Below are 19,133 nucleotides of genomic sequence, written 5' to 3'. Positions count from 1 at the left end.
CGCCAAGACCCGAATTTACTCTTGCATCTTTCGGGGCGTCCACAGATGGGAAGCATTGCCGCGATCGCCGCTTGCAAACATGATGCGGGCGATGCCGGGGTCGGGATATTCGATGCGAATGTCTGAACTGGTCACAATGTCATTCATTTTTTCAGCCCGCCTTGGGATAGCCGCCGCCGCCATAGGCTGCGTCCAGCGCGGCACGATCCAGCTGGTAATCGGCACCGCGCGGCAGGCTTTCGGCAAAAACTATAGTCTTGGGCTTTTTGTATCCCGCGAGCCGCTCGCGCACATGGGCGATGAAGGCATCCGCCGGGAAATCGGTGCCCGGCTTGCGCACGATGATCGCCTTTATATTCTGGTCCCAGGTCGGGTCGGGCACACCGATTACAGCAGCATCGGCAACGCCTTCATGCGATTTCAGGCAGTTTTCGACCTCGGCGGGATAGACGTTTTCCACGCCCGTCTTGATCATGGTCGTCTTGGGACCGATGAACACCAGACTGCCGTCGTCGAGCCGCTTGCCCAGATCGTTTGTGCGGTGCCAGCCATCGACCACGCGCCGCGCATTTTCCTCCGGACGGTTCCAGTAGCCGCACATGACGATCGGCCCGCGCGCCAGAATTTCGCCGGTCTGGCCGAAGGTCAGCTCATGCCCTGCATCATCGGCGATGCGGAACTGCACGTACGGCACCGGACGTCCTGCGCCGCTGCCGCCCATCCAGGCAACCGCCGCCAGCCCGCCGATCTCGGTCTGGCCATAGCCGCCGATCTTGCGCATCGCAGGCGCATGGCGGGGCATCACCATGGGCATCGCATAGTCGCTCATCTGGCTGTCCGCCCAGATCGAGGAGACATCGTAGCGACCATCGCGGTTTGCCTCGCGCATCTGCACGACGGTAGGCTGCGGGACAAAGGCGTGGGTCAGCTTATGCCGGTCGATGTTTTCGAGCAGTTCAGTTGCATCGACGCGAGCGACGAAAGCATTTCGGCCACCGGCCAAAAACGTCCCGAGCGTGCCCATCAGCACGCCCAGATGGAACATCGGGCCTGACACCAGATAGCCTGAATCCTCGTCGATAGCCTGGCCAGTCATCGCCAGCCATGAAATGATGAGAAGCGATTCATGGCTGAGCAATGCAGCTCCCGGTCGACCGGAGAATCCGGCGGTGTAGATGGCCAGCAGGGGCGTTGATGTCTCGACCGGATCGAAATCCGCTTCGGGATCAGCAGCGGCGAGCAGTGCCTCATAGCTGTCTTCTCCGTCGCAGCCGTCATGGCAGATCCAGTTGCCGTCGGGCTTCCATGCCGCGCGCGCATCGCGGTTGACCGCGCCGATTTCGGCATCCTGCCAAAACACGACCTTCGGATCGAAGTCATCGAGCGCAAAGGCGATTTCCTGCGCCGACCAGCGCCAATTTGCCGGGCAGAAGATCGCCCCCACCCGTGCAGATGCCAGCAGCGCCTCCAGCACGCGAAAGCTGTTCTGGCCGAGCCACAGGATGCGGTCACCCTTGACCACGGCCCGGCTGCGCAGCACGCCCGCCAGCCGGTTGACCCGTTCGTCAAGCTCAGCGTAGCTGTAGATCTGTTCGCCATCGATCATAGCGGGCATGGCATGGCGGCTTCGCGCCTGTTCGTGCAGCAGATCGCCCCAGCCATAAGCATGGACGGCGGCATAGGGGGCAAGAGCGGGGTGCAGCTTCATGCCGGCACCACAACGCCGTCGCGGACGCCGCATGTGCAGGGACGGTCGGAGATAGATCCGGCAATGCCGGTATCGAGCTCGGCCAGTGGCTCGGTCCGATCATAGCGCGAGCTGAGATGTAGCACACCATCGTATTCGGCCATCGTCCAGTCGCGGCTATCGTAATGCAGGCAGCCGTGCGCGCATTCCAGCGCCAGCGCCGGCCCGATAGACACCACCCGGCGCGTATCTACATTGGGCATAGAACAGACTTGGGCATAAGCATCGGGCCGTGCCCAGACCGTCCGCCCGGCAAATACCTTTTCCGCGTCGTGCCCGAACATCCTGAGTCCCTCCAGCGTTGATGCCGCAACCCCGCAAATGGCAACGGGATCGAACTGGCGGCTGATCGATTCCACTCTGCCCGCATCGAAAGGGCTGTCATCGGCGTTCAGACCATAGAGACCCAGCATCTGCACAGCCCGCTCGAACCCGCCATACTGGATGATCTCCGGCACCATCGAGATGGTCATGATATTGGATCCGGCAGCGAAACCGAAGGTTCGCAGAACGCGGGTCAGGGTGAAGGCGGAGCGGTCAATTTCTGCCGCTGTCGCACCGTAGAACGAGACTGTTCCCCGCACATTGTAGCTGCCGATGAAATCGGGCCGCCGGATCGCGCTTGTCATCGCCTGCTCCTGATTCATTGCCTGGTTACCCGCGGAATCTTGTGCGGCGGGCCAAGCTTGAGCAGGTCCTGCTCGTCCACCAGCTCGACGTGCAGCCTGACGCCCACCGCCTCTGCGATCATCCCATGCAGCCGGTCGCGCAGCACCTCATGGCTGACCTCCAGCCGCGCCCGATCATATCCGATGCGCAGTTTCAGCGCGTCCATCTCGCGGTCGGTGCGGATGATCTGGAAAAGTCCGGCACGGGTCTCGCTATGCTGCTCGACCAGTCCCATGATCTCGCGCGGCAGAATCGAGCGGCCCTCGATGATGATCTGGTCAGTAGCGCGGCCCAGCAGATCATAACGCGCGTGGTTGCGTCCGCAACCGCATGGCCCGCGCTTGATCTGCACCAGATCGCCTGAGCCATAGCGCACAAGCGGCGTCAGCCGGTCGTTGAGCGTCGTCACCACCAGCTCGCCGACCTCGCCATCGGCCAGCGGCTCGCGGGTCACCGGATCGACGGTCTCGATGAACGCTAAGTCTTCATAGGCATGGAAACCATCGTGCATGCGGCACATCGTCGCTCCTGCCACATCGCCTAGCGATGTCGTCTCGAACAGTTCCAGCCCCCAGCTGCGGGTCAGCGTCGCCAGCCGGTTGCCCAATGGCTCGCCGCCAAAGATCGCACCCTTGTAGCTCTTGAACACATCGACCGGATCGTCGCCGGATTTCTCGAAATACGCTTCCAGCATCAGCAGCATGGGGTTGGAAAAGATCGCCCCTGACGTCGGCCGCCACCGTTTGGAGGCTTCCGCAAAACGCGGAATCTCGCTTGGCCCGATAGAGAAGCAGATCTCGCTGACGCCGTGCTCGGAATAATAACGCCGCCGGTGGCCACCCCGGAACGTGAACATCATCCAGCTGAAATAGTCGCCGGGCCTCAGGCCTATATGCCAGTGATCGCGAAAATACGCCTCTTCGCTGCCTGATCGATACCAGTTGGGTACAGGGGTGGGATCGCCCGTCGTGCCCGAGGTCGTGCCAATCGACACCGTTTCGCCCGGAACACTGGCGCTCATCCCGCCCGAAGGATCGTCATGCCGGTCGCGATATGAGCGTACATCATCCTTGTCGATGATCGGCACCTTGGCGACAAAATCGCCGACCGATCGGATGTCTGACGGCCTGACCCCGGCCGCGTCCCATGTCTCGCGGATCAGCGGCGCGCGGGCATAGGCATGGGCCGCTATCGCCACGATCGCGCCTTCCTGCAGCCGGTCGAGATCCTCGCGGCTGGCGGTCTCGACGGGGTCGAAAAATTCCGGATGCGCCATGCTCAGACCTTTCTGAAATTGGGCAGCACCCAGCCGTCGGTGATCGCGGTCCAGTCCACCGTCACCTTCATGCCGATGTGCACATCCTCGGCTTCGCAGCCCGAGACATTGGCGTTGAGCCGCGCGCCGGGCGCACCGTCCAGATCGACCACGACAGGGACGTAGACATAGTCCTCGCCGGTCTTCGGGTTCTTGTTGCAGATGGCATAGCTGAACACCGTTCCCGTGCCCGGCAGTGTCGGCCAGCCCTTGTTGCGGCTCTGGCATTGCGGGCAATAGGGCGATGGCGGCATCCGGAAATGCCCGCAATCGGCGCACTGGCACGCGGTCAGGCGATGCGCCTTCGCCGCGTCCCAAAACGGTTCGGTATCCGGGTTGGTGGTGATCGCGATCTGGTCGCCGGGCAGCGCGCGCGCGGGTCCGTAAGCCATCAGTCTCTCCTCAATACCATGCCGGACACAGGCAAGGAGGCAGGGCCGCCAGTCACCAGCGCAAACTCTGCGTCTTTCACCTGATTGATCGCGGTGCCGCGCACCTGCTCGACGCCCTCCACGATATGGGTCATGCCGATGATATAGGCTTCGTTGAGATTGCCGCCGTGGGTGTTGACCGGCACGCCGCCATGGGTGCCGCCCCGCGTCGTCGCATCATAGCGCAGCTTGCCAGAAAGCACATAATCGCTGCCCTCGCCCTTGGCGCAGAAGCCGTAATCCTCAAGCTGCATCAGCACCATGCACGAGAAGTGATCGTAGATCAGCGCGACATCCATGTCGCCAGCACTCAGACCGGTCTGCTCCCAAAGCCGGTCGGCGACATATTGATGCCCCGATGAGGCAAAATGCGGATCGGGCATACCCATCCAGGCGAAAGCCCTGCCCCACTCGCGCTGGCCGCCATGGGTGACCCCATGGACGACAGCGGGCTTGTGGCGACAATCGCGGGCGCGGTCCATCGTGGTCGTGATGACGGCAACTGCGCCATCGGTCTCCAGGCAGAAATCGAGGCGGCGCAAGGGGTCGGCCAGCATCGGCGACCCGTTATACTCCTCGTTGCTGAGCGAATTGCGCCGTACCGCCTTGGGCCGGTTGTGGGTGTTGGCCCGCGTCGCTTGCACGACCTCGCGAAAGGCTTCGGGCTGCGTGCCGTAAAGGTGCATATGCCGCCGTGCCAGCACCGACATCAGGTGGCCGGGTCCGACCAGCCCGGAGGGCTGGAGAAAGCTGTTCTCCGGATTGGGGGCCGAGGCTCCGAACACCACACCCAGGCGGTGCTGCGGCAGTTGTTGGAGCGCCATGAGGGTGACCGTGTAGGTGCAGTCTTCGTTCATCAGGCCGGCTGTGGCAAGACCGATGGCACCTGGGCAGCCACCGCCGCCGCTGGTCAGCGTCGCAGAAAAGCCGACATGCGGAATTCCCAGCGTTTCCATCAGGCTCGCGGTATCGAACTTGTCGAGATAGCCTGCCCCAGCAGTAGAATAATAGGCAAAGCCGTCGATCTGCTTGACGTCGATCCCGGCATCGGCACATGCATTGAGGATAGCCTCGCCCGCCATGTCGTTGATCGTGCGCGGCCAGCTTTGTCCGCGTCGGTAATAGTCGGTCGCGCCGACGCCCACGATGGCGCACGTGTCCTGATTCTTCCAGACCATGTGCATCTCTCTCCGGCTTGTTCTTACCTATATAACTAGGTTTATTATGATAGCGGCATTGCCTTGTCCAGCCACAATTGCCGCTCAGGCGAAATGCAGTCGGCGATACTTGCCGCGAAAATAGAGCAATGGGTCACGGCGCGGCTCGAATGTCGCCTTGATGACCCGCCCGACCAGGATGATGTGATCGCCACCGTCGTGCAGCGCGTGGCGGGCGCATTCGAACGTGGACAGCGAGCCGTTCAGCACCGGCACCCCCATTTCACCGAGCTGCCAGTCAGTCATGCCAAAGCGATCTGCGGTACGACTGGCAAAGCGGTTCGATGCGGGTTGCTGGCCGATCTGCAACACGTTGACGGCAAAACGGTCTGCCTGTTCGAGTACCGAGGCGCTGCCGGCGTTGCGTGCGATACACACCAGCAGGAGCGGCGGATCGAGTGAGACCGAGGTGAAGCTGTTGGCGGTGAGACCCACAGGCGTTCCATCGTCGGCAAGGGCCGTAACGATTGTCACACCTGTAGCAAAGCAGCCCAGCGCATCGCGCAACGTGCGGGGATCGGTCCCCTCGCGATACTCCGGCGGTAGCAGCGGCACGCGTCGCTCCAGGAAATTGAGCAGCACCGCGTTGAAAGCCTCGGTACGGTCGGTCGCTGCCAGATGGCCAGCGCCCTCGATCTGGGCGAATTCGGCACTGGCAATGCAGGCGACGAAGCTTTCCACTGCACCGGCGTCGGTTACCCGGCTTTCGCTGCCGCGCACGAAAAGCGTAGGCACCGCGAGCCGCGATGCTGCATCCCGGACCCTGATGGCAACTGCCTCCGAGTCGATGGTATCCAGAATCCGCGCGTCCCAGACGGCGGCTTGCGCATTGTCGGCGGCACGTCGCCGAAGGCCATCAGCAATGCCGCGCGCGATCTGGGGATCAAGCTCAGGCGGGGCATCGGCCAGCACCAGACCGCTGGCCAGATGCCCGCCATCCTCACCCAGAACGACGGCAGCAAGCCAGCCACCGAACGAAGCGGCAACGACCACCGGGCGCGCGGGGAGCTGTGCCAGAACGCCGCGCAGATCGCCTACAAATGCATCGAAACTGTAAGCTCCATCAACTGGACGCCCGCTTTCCCCGTGGCCGCGCAGATCCAGCGCGATGACATGACGTCCGGCTTGCTCCAGGGCATATGCAGCATCGGCCCATGCTGCATGGGTCTGTCCGATACCGTGTAGCAGCAGCACCGGTGGCAGGTGGGGATCACCCCAGAGCCGCGCGACAATCGGCAACCCGCCAAAGCCTGCGAACGTCTGCAGACTCATGTCGCCGGACTCGTTTCGCGTTCAAGCCATTCGGTCACCAGGGCCGACCGCCGGCGCATCATCAGGCGCGCGATATCGGCATCTCCGGCCAGCACCGCCTCGCACAGCCCGTGCTGCAATGTGCGGGTCTGCGCCCGGTCTTGGGCGCTGGTGTAGAAGTGTACGTCGCTTTCACGGATGCCGAAAGTATAGCCGATCTCGACAAACAGCCGCAGCACCGGATTGCCGGACATCAACGCCAGCAGACGCGCCAGCGCGGTTTCGCTGCGGACAATATCGGCAGGGGTGTCGCATGCATCGATGGTACTCTTGAATGCTTGCAGTTCGGCACGCAGTACCGGATCGCTGCATTGCGTAGCCAGCGCACCGCTCTCCTCGGATATCATCCGAGTCACGGCAAATACATCGCGGATGGTGGTGCCCTCAAGCCGCAAATATCGCGTCAGGGCGCGCACGGCATCCTGCGCATCGGGGCGCTCGGCGTAAAAACCGCCACGCATGCCACGGCGGACACTGATCAACCTGTCGCGCTCGACGATCTTGGCGGCCTGGCGCAGCGTCGGCCTGCTGACCCCCAACCGATCGAGAAGGTCGCTTTCCGCACCCAGATAGTCCCCCGGCGCGGCCGCAAGGCTGAGCTGCGACAGCGTTTGTGCAGTCTTGCCGATAAGTGTGGTTGCGTAAGTTTCCAATGCCCGAACCCTCTATTAGGTATCTTTTTATAGCACTGATCGAGAAAGACGCAAGGTATCTTGCATTGAGATATGTAACTAGGTATCTTTTATGCGACTCAGAATGTTGAAAAGCATCAATCTAGGAGACGCCCCGATGAAGGAATTCGTGTTCAGCGCCGACAGCCATATCATGGAACCGGCAGGCATTTTTCTCGACGGCCTGCCAGCCTCGCTGAAACGCCACGCCATCCATGCGCGCAAGGAGGGCGAGTATCTGATCACCGGCACAGAAGATAAGGTCATCTACCGTCTGCGGGTTGGGCAGCACCGCGAAAAGGCTCTGGGCGACAACGAGCGCCGGGGTATCCGCGAGATTCCCGGTCGTCTCGATGACATGGAACTCGAAGGCATCGATGCCGAGATCTGCTTTCCCTCGCTTGGCCTGTGGCTTTATTGCCTTGACGATCCTGAAGCCGAAGCGGCATCTGCGCGGCTGTACAACGACTGGAATCATACGTTCTTGAGCGGCAACCCCAACCGCTTCGTACGCTGCGGAATGTTGCCGGTGCTCGATTTCTCCAACACCCTGGCCGAACTGCGCTACCTTGCAGACAAGGGCTTTACCGCTGCAATGCTGCCTGCCGTAACGCCCGCCAATCTGCCCAAATATAACGACGAAAAATGGGACCCCGTGTTCGCTCTGGCAGGCGAGCTTGGCATCGTGTTCGTGCTGCACACCGGTACGGGCCTTGAGACCGTGGTGCATGAACGCGGCCCCGGCGCAGCGATCATCAATTACACCGTGCAGATGAACGACGCGATGCGCTCGGCGATGTTCCTCGTTGGTGGCGGGGTGCTGGATCGGAACCCCAAAGCCAAGGTCGCCTTCATCGAGTCGGGCGCCAGCTGGCTGGTCGCGCTCGCCGAGCGGATGGATGAGGTCCACGAGGCGCATGCGAATTTCGTCCACCCCAAGCTGTCACGCCTGCCCAGCCAGATCATCGACGATCAGGTCTGGGCGAGCTTTCAGCATGACCGCGCCTGCATCACCGCAGCGCAGGGCAATCTGCCCGGCGCACGCAATGTGATGTGGGGGTCAGATTATCCGCACGCCGAGGGCACCTTCCCGATTTCGCGCAACCTTGTCAGTGATCTGTTCCAAGGGCTGGCGGTATCTGACGAGGTGCGCCGCAATGTGCTCGGCCTGAATGCCGCACGCCTTTTTAGGATCGATCCGGTTGTCGCCACGAGTGAAGCCGCTCTGGCAGCGTAAAGCAGCAGCCGCTGCCCCGGTCATGCCGGGGTGGCGGTTACCTTACGCGGCTTGCTCGGGCAGCGGCCGGGCGGTGCGCCCTGCCATAAACGCTGCGACACCACCGACCAGCAGGAACAGCGCCATGCAGGCGAGCGCCGGGCGCAGTGACATCTCGCCATAGGTCGGGCCGAACGCCTGGCTCAATACGCCTGCCAATGTTCCACCGATCCCTGTGCCTGCCAGTCCGATCAGCATGTTGATCACCGCCTGCGTGATCGCCCGCATCGATACGGGAACCTGCGCATAGCTTAGCGCGATCAGCGGCCCCAGAAACAGCGTCATCAGGAATTTGACCGCCATAAAGCATACCAGCGCAACATAGGGGTTAGGCCCGAGCGCAAACAGCAACGCAATCGGGAACGCAAGCAGCAGCCCGGCCCCGGCCAGCCAGCCGTTGAAACCCGGATTAGCGGTACCGTAGCGATCGCCCAGCCATCCAGCCAGCATGTTGCCAATGACCAACCCGCCCAGCATCGCGCCACCCAGCCAATAACCGGTCTCGCTCTTGTCCATGCCGTGCACGCGCTGGAAGAAGCTCGCCCCCCAGATGATCAGCGCGAAACCGGTCACCGGCACGGTCATCAGGGCCAGTGCGACCCAGCGCAGCGATACATTGGCTGCCATCGTCCTGACGACATCACGCACGGAGTGCTGCTCGGGCGGTTTGATGCTGGCGGCGCCTCTACGGCGTGGCTCGACGACCATCAACCATGTCAGCAACCCGATGCCGATCCCGGGCAGGCCAACGATCAGGAATACCTCGCGCCAGCTGAAATACAGCGACAACCAGCCGGCAAGGGCCAGTCCGCCTGCCAGGCCCACCGAGTTGGCTGCCAGCATCGATGAAATGACCGTCACCCTGCGCTCGGGCGGATAGATATCGACCAGCAGCGAATACGACGCAGGACCCGCGCCGGATTCGCCTGCGGCCAGGCCGATGCGCGCCAGCATCATCTGCCAGAAGCTGGCGGCGATACCGCAGAACGCAGTTGCCGCGCTCCACACGATGACACTGATGGCCACCACCAGCCGCCGGTCGCCACGATCCGAATAGCGCGCCACCGGAAAGGCTGCGAGCGCGTAGAACAGCGCAAAGGACAACCCGGTGAGCAATCCCAGTTCGCCATCGCTCAGGCCCAGCTCGTCCTTGATGTCATCCTGAAACAGTGTGAAAATCTGGCGGTCGACATAGCTCAGCACCGCGACCAGCAGCAGCAGCCCGAGTGTCAGGTTGCGCGCCATCGTCGTGATGGGTTTGCTGGCGGGCACAGTTTCAGCCGGGAGGGGTTGCAAGGCCATCATGCATCGATCCAGTCTACAAAAAGAAAGGGGCGCGGTTTCCCGCACCCCTCAGAATATGATCAGACCCCCCTATGAATCCGATCATTGTCAAAACAGTTTGCTGTTCAGAACTTGACTGATGCAGTGATCCCGTAGGTGGCAGGTTCGTTCCGGACGCCAGAAACATACCCAAGCGGTGCCACCACCAGATTATTGATGAACTTGCGTTCGTTGGTGATGTTGCGGCCGAAGATTGCAATCTCGTAATTGTCGCCGATCTCCAGAGAGGCTCGCGCGCCGAGAAGCCCAAGCTTTTGCGCTGTCGATGCAGCTACAATCGCAGCATTGTTAGGGTTGGGAGCGAAAAAATATTCCGCTGTCGCCACATCGCCACGCCAAGCATAATCAACGCGGAAATTGACCTTGGACGAGGACCCGATTTCGGTCGAGTAGTCTGCAGCCACGGCAAACTGTTCCTTGGCCACGCCGGTAAAGCGTTCAAACGAACGGTCGCCGCTCAGATCGGTAAACCGAATGTACTTAGGATCGACCAGCGCCCCGGATGCACTGACCCTGAAGCCGGTGAAAAGCACGGCCTGAATTTCCGCCTCCAGCCCGCGGAATCGCGACTTGCCGGCATTGCCCAATATGGTGGCGGCGCCCGGCACAGTTGAAGGCGGAATCGGGGGCACTGAAATCAGGGTGGTGCGCTGGATGTCCTTGACGGTGGTTTCATACAGCGCGATGTTGAAGCGGATACGGTTGTCGAAAAACTGGCTCTTGAGGCCAATTTCGTGCGAGTCGGCAAACTCTGGCTCGAATGGGATAAAGGCGGCAGCACTAGGTGCTCGCAGATTCTGTCCGCCGGAGCGGAATCCCCGCGAGGTCTTTGCATATACAAGGATATCGTCAGCGATCTGGTAATCCAATCCCGCCGTGTATGAAATCCCAGCAAAGTCATCCTTGCGGCGGAACGCGCATTGCGCCGGTCCGCCGACTTGGCCGCCAGCGTTGAATGGCGCGCTGCCGATCAGCAATGCACAAGTGGTTAGGCCGCTCGTCCGATTGAAGTTACTGCTGCGCGATTCCAGTGCCTTGTCGTCGATCGAATAACGCAATCCGCCCGTAAAGGCCAAGCTGTCGGTCAGCCGCACAGTGGCCTGGCCGTAAACGCCTATGCTGTCGTTGTCGACCAACCCGTAGAATTGCGATGTGACCGGATTGAGCGCAGGGACCGTAATCGAGATCGACTGATCGAAGCCGTCCTCCTGGAATACGAATGCGCCAACGGCAAAATCGACACGATCATTAAATGCAGTACCAACAAACTGGAGTTCCGCCGACTTCTGCGTCAGACGCTGCTGCCCTTCGGTGAAGTGAATCGGGAAAGAGGAGCCTTCCAGATCTACGCCGGCAAAGGACGAGACACGACGCCAGTTGGTGAGCAGCTTGATTTCGCCCCAGCCGGTCTCCAACGTACCGATGAAGTTGGCCGTGTAGGTCCGCGCGGCGACATAGGGGATTTCATTGTTGGACGTAGTGCGCGGATTGGCGATCAGGTTTGCCGCCTGGCCATTCAGCACATTGCGGCCGAGTGTGGTCGAAGCAGCAGCATTGGCACCGCTCGTTGGCGGCGGGCCACCACTCGAGATTCCGGCAAACAGGGCCGCGGTAGAACCAACGCCATAGTTGGGATTAGTGGCCGCGAAGGTCGGCAGTGCCAGAAGAATTTCGCGAGACGGGGCACGCTCATCCATGTCGAAATATTCACCTGAGAAAAGCAGGCTCAGGGTATCGGTCGGCTTGACCAGTAACTTCCCACGGAAGTTCATACGATCGCGGTTGTCGAATTTCCGACCATTCGGCGACCCGGCAAACGGCCCTTTGCGAACGACAGTATTATTGGCAGCAATGGCCGAAACAGCTGTGGCAGGGACAACATTGCGGGTGTAGCCATCTCTCTTGGAGATCTGGCCCGCAAGACGCAGGGCAATGCGATCTTCCAGGATCGGTACGTTGAGCACCGCAGTGCCTTCGCGCTCGTTGAAGCGTCCATATGTTGCGGCCAGGCTGCCGCTGAAGTCATTGAGATCTGGATCGTTGGAATTGATCAGCAGAGCGCCGCCGGTGGTGTTCCGGCCAAACAATGTTCCTTGCGGACCTTTGAGGATCTGTACCGAACGAATGTCCAGAAAACCACCATTCAGGCCGGTAGCCCGCGCCCAGTAGACGCCGTCGACATAGGTGCCAACGGATGGATCGAGCGTCGCGAGAATGTCGGTCTGCACCTGACCGCGCAGTGTGATGGTGATGGCCGAAGGCGTTGACTGGCCGGGGCGAATGGCGAGACCAGGAGTGAAATTTGCCAGATCCTGCACCTTTTGCACATTCTGGGCGACGAGATCGCCACCTGTGAATGCAGTAATCGCCACAGGAACGTCCTGCAGATTTTCGTCGACCTTGCGCGCTTGAACTACGATTTCGGCAAGGCCGCTATTGGGCTGGGTGTCGGCTTCTCCGGCGGCTGCATCCTGCGCGATCGCGGGGGAAAGTGATGACAAGCTGGTGAGCAACGCCAACGTCGAGGCCCCGCACAAAGTGCGCCTAAAGACCGTGCGATACACAATGCGAGAAACCATGTTAATCCTCTCCCTCCGAAATGCGCCCTCTCCGGGGTCTGCATGAGTTGTATAACTAGGTGTTCGAAGAAAGACAACTGCGGACGTGCAGTTAGCTGCAAATTGTTGCAACGATGCATCATTCATGGAGGGCAGACGCCATGTGTGGCACTTCCGCCATTGAACGCAGGACATCATTAAGATGCGTGCACCCCAGGATTCCGTGCAGATTCTCAAGCACTTGCGTGCGCAGTTCGTGCAACGGGGCACCCAGCATGCGCTGCGCATGCGCGACCGCGCCAGGACATTCGCGAAATGGCAAAATGCGTGGATCGACCACCAGCTCGGTTAGTCGGCCTTGTTCGGCACGCGCGCGAACATGATATTCGTGAATGGCGATTCTGTCTTTACTGTTGGGCGCGGTGCCGCTGTCCTGAAAGCCAATGTCAATCTCCAGGGCATCGCCGTCGCGCCAGACATCGATCCGCCGAGCGCGACGCATACCAACGCCTTCCTGGACCACAATGCTGTGCCAGCCGTTTGGGTCTTCGGGGTGGACCAGCGTAGGCACGGGCATGCAGTTCTGATCCTCGGTGCGACTGCCACCGGCGCTGGCCAACGCCGAAGACCCCGGCGCAAAGCCTGAACAGACGCTCTCCATACTGGCTCGGCGACCCGAACTGCTCCGCGCTCCAGATTTCTGCATCAGCGCTGCCCAATCATCCACCCAGCGCGACCAGACCCAGCCGGCGACCAGACTTGCACCGGCAAAATCATCGAGGATCAGGTAGAGCGGCGAGCCCTTGCGGCGTTCCTCGGCCATGATGCGGATCAGCGCGGAGCGGCTGTCGCTCCCCGCCCTGATGCCAATCAGCTGTTGCGCTTCGGGGCGATCCGGCGAAACCTCGATTGAAAGGATTTCGCGCCGTGGCGATGCCAGTATTGTATAGCAGTCCTCGGCTAGCACCAACGGCGCGCCGCCATCGGAAGGGGTCAGCAGATCGCGGGCCTGGCCCTGCATGATCATCGGCTGACCATGGCCATCCGGCCAATGCGTATCGATGGTCGATGTGCGCCGGACCGATCCCGGCCTGCGCAACGGCGCAGGGCCAATTGGACGACGTGCCAGCGGAAACTGGGGCGGCGCGTTCATCGCGGCGGCATCCGGATAGCACCGTCAAGACGCAAATTCTGCCCGTTGAAATAGCTGTTGCGCACCAGTTCCATCACCAGAGAACCGAACTCCTCTGGCTTTCCGAGCCGCTTGGGGAAAGGCACAGACGCCGCCAGACCTTCGAGCACCTTGGGTGGCACGCCCAGCATCGGCGGAGTGGCAAAAATGCCGGGCATGATCGAATTGACCCGGATGCCCAGGTCCATCAGATCGCGCGCCATCGGCAGCACCAGCCCGTTGACCCCGGCCTTGCCCGACCCATAGCCGATCTGCCCCATCTGCGCGTCCTGCGCCGCTGCCGAGGCGGTCAGCGTGATCACGCCGCGTTCGCCATCCTCGAGCGGGTCGAGCGCCGCCATGCCCAGCGCCGACAACGAGGCCAGACGGTAGCTGGCGACGAGGATGCCGAGGATGGAATATTCATAGTCTTCGGTTGAGTATCGCTTGAAGCCGCCAGTCTCGCGATTGCGACCCACCGTTTTCTGGCCACCGCGCGAAGTCTGCGCGCAATGCACCAGAATACGCTCCTGACCATGAGCCGCACGAGCTTGTTCGAAACCGGAAAGCACGCTGTCTTCGCTGGTGATATCGACCTTGCAGAACAGCCCGCCGATGTCGCTTGCCACCTGCTCGCCATGCTCTGCATTCATGTCGAAGATGGCGACTTTGATACCTGCTGCCGCCAGTGCTTCGGCGGTGGCGCGCCCAAGTCCCGACGCGCCGCCTGTCACCACAGCTGCGGTATTGCTATCGAACTGCATGGGTTACTCTCCTAGTCAGATCCTGGGACAAAAACTTATGACGACGTCTTGAACAGTGCCTTCAGCCCCGGTGTCGATGGCTTCATCGATGGCGTGCGCGGAAAGTCTGTGACGTAGCGGAAGTGTACGGGCACCTGATAGGCAATCAGCCGACCCTTGAGGAATGTCTTGAGCTCTTCTTGTGCTGGTGGCGAGGATCCGTCCTTGAGGATGATGGCGGCCGCCGGAACCTCGCCCAGCCGCGCGTCGGCGACGCCCACCACGGCAGCTTCGCGAATGCACGGATGCTGGTGCAGAGCTGCCACGACTTCATCGGGATGTACCTTGAAACCGCCGCGCACAATCGCGTTGTCCGCTCGCCCGCGGATGAACAGGAAGTTGTCCTCGTCCAGAACCGCCCGGTCGGTTGTGCGCAGCCACTGCAACGCGTTGTTGAGCTGTGCGCCTTTCAATTCGAGCACACCCTGTTCGCCGAGCTCCAGGACCGCACCGGTATCCGGATCGACGATCCGTGCCACCATATCAGCATGGATTCGGCCTGCAGAACCGCGTTTCGTGCTCCAATGTGCGCGAAAATCATCAATGGTCCAGCCCGCTACTGCACCGGCAAACTCGGTCGCGCCATAATTGGCAAGCACCGGGATTCCAAAGCGCGCATAGAAGGCATCGACAGTATCGGGATCGAGAGGCGCGGTGCCGCTGATCAGCGCGGTCAGGCTTGAAAGGTCTTCGCGCGGGACATCGGCCTCAAGGATCATCTTGAGCGCCGAGGGCACTGCAGGCGCCACCCTTGCCTCGTTGCGCTTGATGGCAGCCACCCAGCTGTCGACCGTAAAGCGTTCGAGCAGGGCAATCTTGCGGCCCGCGATCAGGGCGCCGATACAGCCATAAATTCCGCCAATATGCGTCAGCGGATTGACGACAATGGTGACCCCTGAGCGCAATTGAGGCTTGTCCACAAATTCGCGGCCACGTTCATAGCGCGTGAATGCGGCAAAGCTGGCATCGAACGCGCTACGTGCCAGCGGGACGCGCTTGGGCGTACCGGTCGTTCCACTGGTCAGCATCTCGATGGCAACGCCCGGAGCTGTCGTCGGTGAGAGGTCCGCCGTCGGCAGGCTCTGCACCGCTACAAGATCCAGCGCCGAACCAATTGCAATCACCCCCATGCCCTCATTCGCAAGCTGTGCTGCGATGCCATCGCGGACCAGGTCATCAGCATCGGCGATGATCGCCGCCAGGTTCAGCCCGGCAATATCGGCAACCAGCCTGGTATCGGGCAAAGCGGGGTTGAGCGTGACCAGGCAGCGATCTGTCGCAAGTACTGCCAGCATCGCCGCGACATGCCCCGGACGGTTGCGCAACATGACGCCAACGCGCGTTTCAGCAGGCAGCGCCATGGCATCAAGCCCAGCCTCGACAGCGTGCACGACGCGGGCAATGTCCCCCCAGCTATACTCCTGACCGTCGAAATCGATTTCCGCCCGGTCCGGGTCGAGCGCCATGATCGCGCGGAGCTTTTGGGTGATCTGCGACATCAGAGCGACAAGCCGCCACTGGCTTCGATAATCTGGCCGGTGACCCAGCCTGCATCATCGCTGAGAAGCATCATGACCGCGCCTGCAATATCTTCGGGCGTACCCAGCCGCCCCATCGGCGTATGCCGCGAAGTTGCTTCATCCCAACCCGGCTTTGCGCGCAATGCCGCGATGAAGTCGGTCGCCACTGCTCCGGGCGCAATCAAGTTGCAGGTAATCTGGCGCTTGGCGACTTCAAGCGCCGTCGAAAACGTAAGGCTCTGCAGGGCTCGCTTACCCATCGCATAGCCGGCCGCAAACGGCTGACCGACCTTGCCCGAAACCGACCCGATATTGACGATCCGCCCTCCGTTGCGCAACCGGGGCAGTGCAGCCTGGGTCACGAAATGGGGTGCCTTGACGTTCACCGCCATCATCCGGTCGAATACTGCTTCGGAGCCGCTTTTCAGGCTGACATCGCCGCCATCGCTGCCCACACCGGCATTATTGACAAGGATATCAAGATTGGGGCCGTCGCCGAAAACGTGATCGCATCGCGAAAACGTCGCTGCGATGGCGTCCAGCGATGAAACATCTCCCTGAACGGCGAATGCTGCGCCGCCCTCCGCAACGATCTGCGCGACTAACGCCTCTGCTGCGTCGGCGCGGCTGGCATAATTTATCGCGACCCGAACGCCGGCTGCCCCCAGACGACGCGACACCGCGGCACCTATGCCGCGCGCACCGCCCGTAACCAGCGCAGTCTTTCCTGCAAGCTCTCCCATATCCCGACAGTGCCCACATATGTCACCTAGTGCAATAGGTTAAACTCGGCTCAATCAGATTGTTGTCCGCAATAGGTGCTTGAGAACCTTGCCCGATGCATTGCGCGGCAGGGCGTCCATGACGCTGAGGCGTTCGGGTGTCTTCTGGCGGGCGATTGCGGCAGCGACGAAATGGCCTTTGATGTCCTCCAATGTCAGGACCGTATCCGGAGCCAGCACGACGCACGCGCAGACAATCTCCCCCATTCGCGCATCGGGCGCAGCAACGACCGCCACATCCGCAATCGCAGGATGGGTAAGCAAGATGTTCTCGACTTCCTTGGACGAGATATTCTCCCCACCCCTGATGATGATGTCCTTTTTGCGATCGGTGATCAGCAGATAGCCATCCTCATCAAGTCGCCCGATGTCTCCAGTGCGATACCAGCCGCCGGGCAAAAACGCCGCGTCGTTGAGCCGCTGGTCCAGATAGCCGATAAACAGATCAGCGCCGCGGGTAACGATTTCGCCTTCGCAATGCGGCGGCACGTCGTTTCCATCGTCATCGACGAACCGCATTTCGGCTCCTGCCATGGCACGGCCTTCGGTATTCAGCCTTTTGTCGAGCGGATCGTCTGCCGTTCCGGTCGTAACGGTCGGATGTTCGCTCGATCCATAGCAGTGATAGACCGCCAACCCCTTCGCGACGCAGCGCTCGACCAGCGACGTCGGCACGGGCGCCGCACCCACAATATAGTTGCGTAGCGACGACAGGTCATGCTCCCCGACATCCGCAGCTTCCAACAGTCCGTTAAGGTGGAACGGTGTCCCTGACGATGATGTAATATCGTAGTTAGAGATGAGTTCAGCTGCTGCCTGCGCATTCCACTGATCCATTGCTACCACCGGCACCCCTTGAGCCAAGAAGCGCAAAAGCGACAGCGCACCGGCAACATGCCCAGGCGGCCAAGGGGTGAGGACGACTTCATCGGCGATAACCGTGCGGCTCTCCTTCTGCGCGGCAAGTTCAGCCAGCAGGGTACGGCTGGAGTGCATTACACCTTTGGGATCGGCAGTGGTGCCAGAGGTATAGACAAGCATGGCCAAATCATCGGCTGATCGCTTTTCGGGCTCGTCGACAGGGCCTGCATCTTCGAGCGCTGCAAATGTGCTGCCTGTAATGATATGATGCGCAAGATCAGGCAGCGTGCCGCAGTCGCGAACGACCCTCGCATAGTCGATACCACGCCAATGGTCGGGTGTGAAAAGCAGTTTTGCCCTCGACTGCCTCAGAATGAAACCCAGTTCGGCTGCGCCATATATGGTAACGATCGGCAACATTACCGCGCCTGCCTGCTGGGCCGCGACACATGCCACCAGCCACTCGCGCCAGTTGGGTAGCATGATCCCGATAACATCGCCCGGCGCAATGCCCATTGCAATTAGCCGGGTGCCCATCTGACGTCCCGCCAGAACAATATCCGCTAGCGCATCGCTCGACGCCCGCACATCGGAAACCGCGACAAACCGCGCATCGGGCTTGATTTGCGCTGCCGCGATGAAGGCCTCGATCAACGTGTCGGAAGTTGCATCTGTCATTGACCCAGCGAGTCGACGATACGAGCGCCCTCGGCATCTTCCGCCCATGTTTCGTTGGCATTGGTCAGATGCAGCCTCCAATGCTTGACCGCGCCATCAACTTCGCCCGCCTCGATCAGATCGATGAGTTTTTCATAGGATCGCAAACCAGCATGCAAACTCTTTTTTTGTTCTTCATAGTCCAACGGATGACGACGCTTGTAATCGCTTTGATGCCTCGACATCAGATTAAGCAGCAACTGGTTCATGAACATGAGGGTCTGCGTGCCAGAGACCTCAACCAGGGCGCCGTGAAATTCCGACACCGCATCAATGAACGCATCGAACCGGTCAGCCAGCAGGAGAACGCGCAGCCGCTCGATCTCATCGCGCAGCCGCTTGATCGCACGTCGCTCGGGTTTTGCCGCAAGCCAGCGGACAACCTGCGGCTCGATGGCGAGGCGGGCCTGGTACAGGTCGGCGATGGTCGTACCCATGGACTGCAGCACATAGCCGGCATAGCGCGACACGAGTTCAGTCGAGGGCTGGTGCACGCGCGCACCGGTGCGCGACCCGCGCACAACGCTGATCAGGCTTTCAGCTTCCAATATGCGGAACGCTTCACGCAAGGTGGGGCGCGAGATGCCCAAGGTGGTCATCAGCTGGCCTTCGGGCGGGAGGAAATCACCCTCCTTGAGTTCCCCGCGCACGATCTGGCCGCGAAAATGATCTGCCACAATTTCCGATGTCTTTGGAACGCGGATGCGCTTGGTGGGACTGGTGGTTTCACTGTCAGCCAA

General features: G+C 61.0%; 16 protein-coding genes. 1 reads left to right on the top strand and 15 read right to left on the bottom strand.

Annotated elements, in window-relative coordinates:
* Positions 1 to 151: 151 nt before the first annotated feature.
* The 7 genes from QUV11_RS14790 to QUV11_RS14760 form a co-directional block, all read right to left on the bottom strand.
* The gene (locus QUV11_RS14790; RefSeq protein WP_300883664.1) at positions 152 to 1,708 is read right to left on the bottom strand and encodes an AMP-binding protein; all 1,557 of its coding nucleotides are present in this window, start codon (positions 1,706 to 1,708) and stop codon (positions 152 to 154) included.
* Positions 1,705 to 2,376 carry a hypothetical protein gene (locus QUV11_RS14785; protein ID WP_300883663.1) on the bottom strand — a complete coding sequence of 224 codons (672 nt, stop codon included), beginning with the start codon at positions 2,374 to 2,376 and terminating at the stop codon, positions 1,705 to 1,707. The genes QUV11_RS14790 and QUV11_RS14785 overlap by 4 nt, the downstream gene beginning before the upstream one ends.
* 14 nt (positions 2,377 to 2,390) lie before the next feature.
* Complete coding sequence (locus QUV11_RS14780) at positions 2,391 to 3,692, bottom strand: hypothetical protein (RefSeq protein ID WP_300883662.1); 1,302 nt, start codon at positions 3,690 to 3,692, stop codon at positions 2,391 to 2,393.
* 2 nt (positions 3,693 to 3,694) lie between these two features.
* Positions 3,695 to 4,123 carry an OB-fold domain-containing protein gene (locus QUV11_RS14775; RefSeq protein WP_300883661.1) on the bottom strand — a complete coding sequence of 143 codons (429 nt, stop codon included), beginning with the start codon at positions 4,121 to 4,123 and terminating at the stop codon, positions 3,695 to 3,697.
* Positions 4,123 to 5,340, bottom strand: a complete 1,218-nt coding sequence (locus tag QUV11_RS14770) for a thiolase (protein WP_300883660.1) — start codon at positions 5,338 to 5,340, stop codon at positions 4,123 to 4,125. The genes QUV11_RS14775 and QUV11_RS14770 overlap by 1 nt, the downstream gene beginning before the upstream one ends.
* An 84-nt stretch (positions 5,341 to 5,424) precedes the next feature.
* The gene (locus QUV11_RS14765; protein ID WP_300883659.1) at positions 5,425 to 6,651 is read right to left on the bottom strand and encodes an alpha/beta fold hydrolase; all 1,227 of its coding nucleotides are present in this window, start codon (positions 6,649 to 6,651) and stop codon (positions 5,425 to 5,427) included.
* The gene (locus tag QUV11_RS14760) at positions 6,648 to 7,343 is read right to left on the bottom strand and encodes a GntR family transcriptional regulator (RefSeq protein ID WP_300883658.1); all 696 of its coding nucleotides are present in this window, start codon (positions 7,341 to 7,343) and stop codon (positions 6,648 to 6,650) included. Before QUV11_RS14760 ends, QUV11_RS14765 begins: the two co-directional genes overlap by 4 nt.
* Before the next feature lie 136 nt (positions 7,344 to 7,479).
* Here QUV11_RS14760 and QUV11_RS14755 point away from each other — a divergent pair, with 136 nt between their 5' ends.
* Positions 7,480 to 8,598: an amidohydrolase family protein gene (locus QUV11_RS14755; RefSeq protein WP_300883657.1), complete on the top strand. Its 1,119-nt coding sequence runs from the start codon at positions 7,480 to 7,482 to the stop codon at positions 8,596 to 8,598.
* Between the two features lie 42 nt (positions 8,599 to 8,640).
* On the opposite strand, the gene QUV11_RS14750 is transcribed toward QUV11_RS14755, so the two are convergent.
* The 8 genes from QUV11_RS14750 to QUV11_RS14715 all read right to left on the bottom strand — a co-directional run bounded on the left by QUV11_RS14750 (position 8,641) and on the right by QUV11_RS14715 (position 19,133).
* Positions 8,641 to 9,939, bottom strand: coding sequence for an MFS transporter (locus QUV11_RS14750; RefSeq protein WP_300883656.1), 1,299 nt, complete (start codon positions 9,937 to 9,939; stop codon positions 8,641 to 8,643).
* Between the two features lie 107 nt (positions 9,940 to 10,046).
* Entirely contained in the window at positions 10,047 to 12,500 is a 2,454-nt protein-coding gene (locus QUV11_RS14745) for a TonB-dependent receptor (RefSeq protein ID WP_300883655.1), read from the bottom strand.
* Between the two features lie 178 nt (positions 12,501 to 12,678).
* Positions 12,679 to 13,566: a DUF2889 domain-containing protein gene (locus QUV11_RS14740; RefSeq protein ID WP_300883654.1), complete on the bottom strand. Its 888-nt coding sequence runs from the start codon at positions 13,564 to 13,566 to the stop codon at positions 12,679 to 12,681.
* A 122-nt stretch (positions 13,567 to 13,688) separates the two neighbouring features.
* Positions 13,689 to 14,474, bottom strand: a complete 786-nt coding sequence (locus QUV11_RS14735) for an SDR family NAD(P)-dependent oxidoreductase (protein ID WP_300883653.1) — start codon at positions 14,472 to 14,474, stop codon at positions 13,689 to 13,691.
* A gap of 35 nt (positions 14,475 to 14,509) precedes the next feature.
* A complete protein-coding gene (locus tag QUV11_RS14730; RefSeq protein ID WP_300883652.1) occupies positions 14,510 to 16,012 on the bottom strand; it encodes a class I adenylate-forming enzyme family protein in 1,503 nt (500 codons plus the stop codon).
* Positions 16,012 to 16,776, bottom strand: coding sequence for an SDR family oxidoreductase (locus QUV11_RS14725; protein WP_300883651.1), 765 nt, complete (start codon positions 16,774 to 16,776; stop codon positions 16,012 to 16,014). The genes QUV11_RS14730 and QUV11_RS14725 overlap by 1 nt, the downstream gene beginning before the upstream one ends.
* 54 nt (positions 16,777 to 16,830) lie before the next feature.
* Positions 16,831 to 18,354, bottom strand: coding sequence for an AMP-binding protein (locus QUV11_RS14720; RefSeq protein ID WP_300883650.1), 1,524 nt, complete (start codon positions 18,352 to 18,354; stop codon positions 16,831 to 16,833).
* Complete coding sequence (locus tag QUV11_RS14715) at positions 18,351 to 19,133, bottom strand: FadR/GntR family transcriptional regulator (protein ID WP_300883649.1); 783 nt, start codon at positions 19,131 to 19,133, stop codon at positions 18,351 to 18,353. Before QUV11_RS14715 ends, QUV11_RS14720 begins: the two co-directional genes overlap by 4 nt.

The sequence above is a fragment of the Blastomonas sp. genome (assembly GCF_030373265.1).
Lineage (GTDB): Bacteria > Pseudomonadota > Alphaproteobacteria > Sphingomonadales > Sphingomonadaceae > Blastomonas.
The sequence above is the reverse complement of the archived record's forward strand: the minus strand, read 5'-3'. Positions and strand labels throughout refer to the sequence as shown.

Bases quoted from the DNA above. Each gene is read 5' to 3' on its own strand.
- QUV11_RS14790 (WP_300883664.1), bottom strand. From the start codon at position 1,708: ATGAAGCTGCACCCCGCTCTTGCCCCCTATGCCGCCGTCCATGCTTAT.
- QUV11_RS14785 (WP_300883663.1), bottom strand. From the start codon at position 2,376: ATGACAAGCGCGATCCGGCGGCCCGATTTCATCGGCAGCTACAATGTG.
- QUV11_RS14780 (WP_300883662.1), bottom strand. From the start codon at position 3,692: ATGGCGCATCCGGAATTTTTCGACCCCGTCGAGACCGCCAGCCGCGAG.
- QUV11_RS14775 (WP_300883661.1), bottom strand. From the start codon at position 4,123: ATGGCTTACGGACCCGCGCGCGCGCTGCCCGGCGACCAGATCGCGATC.
- QUV11_RS14770 (WP_300883660.1), bottom strand. From the start codon at position 5,340: ATGGTCTGGAAGAATCAGGACACGTGCGCCATCGTGGGCGTCGGCGCG.
- QUV11_RS14765 (WP_300883659.1), bottom strand. From the start codon at position 6,651: ATGAGTCTGCAGACGTTCGCAGGCTTTGGCGGGTTGCCGATTGTCGCG.
- QUV11_RS14755 (WP_300883657.1), top strand. From the start codon at position 7,480: ATGAAGGAATTCGTGTTCAGCGCCGACAGCCATATCATGGAACCGGCA.
- QUV11_RS14750 (WP_300883656.1), bottom strand. From the start codon at position 9,939: ATGGCCTTGCAACCCCTCCCGGCTGAAACTGTGCCCGCCAGCAAACCC.
- QUV11_RS14740 (WP_300883654.1), bottom strand. From the start codon at position 13,566: ATGATCATGCAGGGCCAGGCCCGCGATCTGCTGACCCCTTCCGATGGC.
- QUV11_RS14735 (WP_300883653.1), bottom strand. From the start codon at position 14,474: ATGCAGTTCGATAGCAATACCGCAGCTGTGGTGACAGGCGGCGCGTCG.
- QUV11_RS14730 (WP_300883652.1), bottom strand. From the start codon at position 16,012: ATGTCGCAGATCACCCAAAAGCTCCGCGCGATCATGGCGCTCGACCCG.
- QUV11_RS14725 (WP_300883651.1), bottom strand. From the start codon at position 16,776: ATGGGAGAGCTTGCAGGAAAGACTGCGCTGGTTACGGGCGGTGCGCGC.
- QUV11_RS14720 (WP_300883650.1), bottom strand. From the start codon at position 18,354: ATGACAGATGCAACTTCCGACACGTTGATCGAGGCCTTCATCGCGGCA.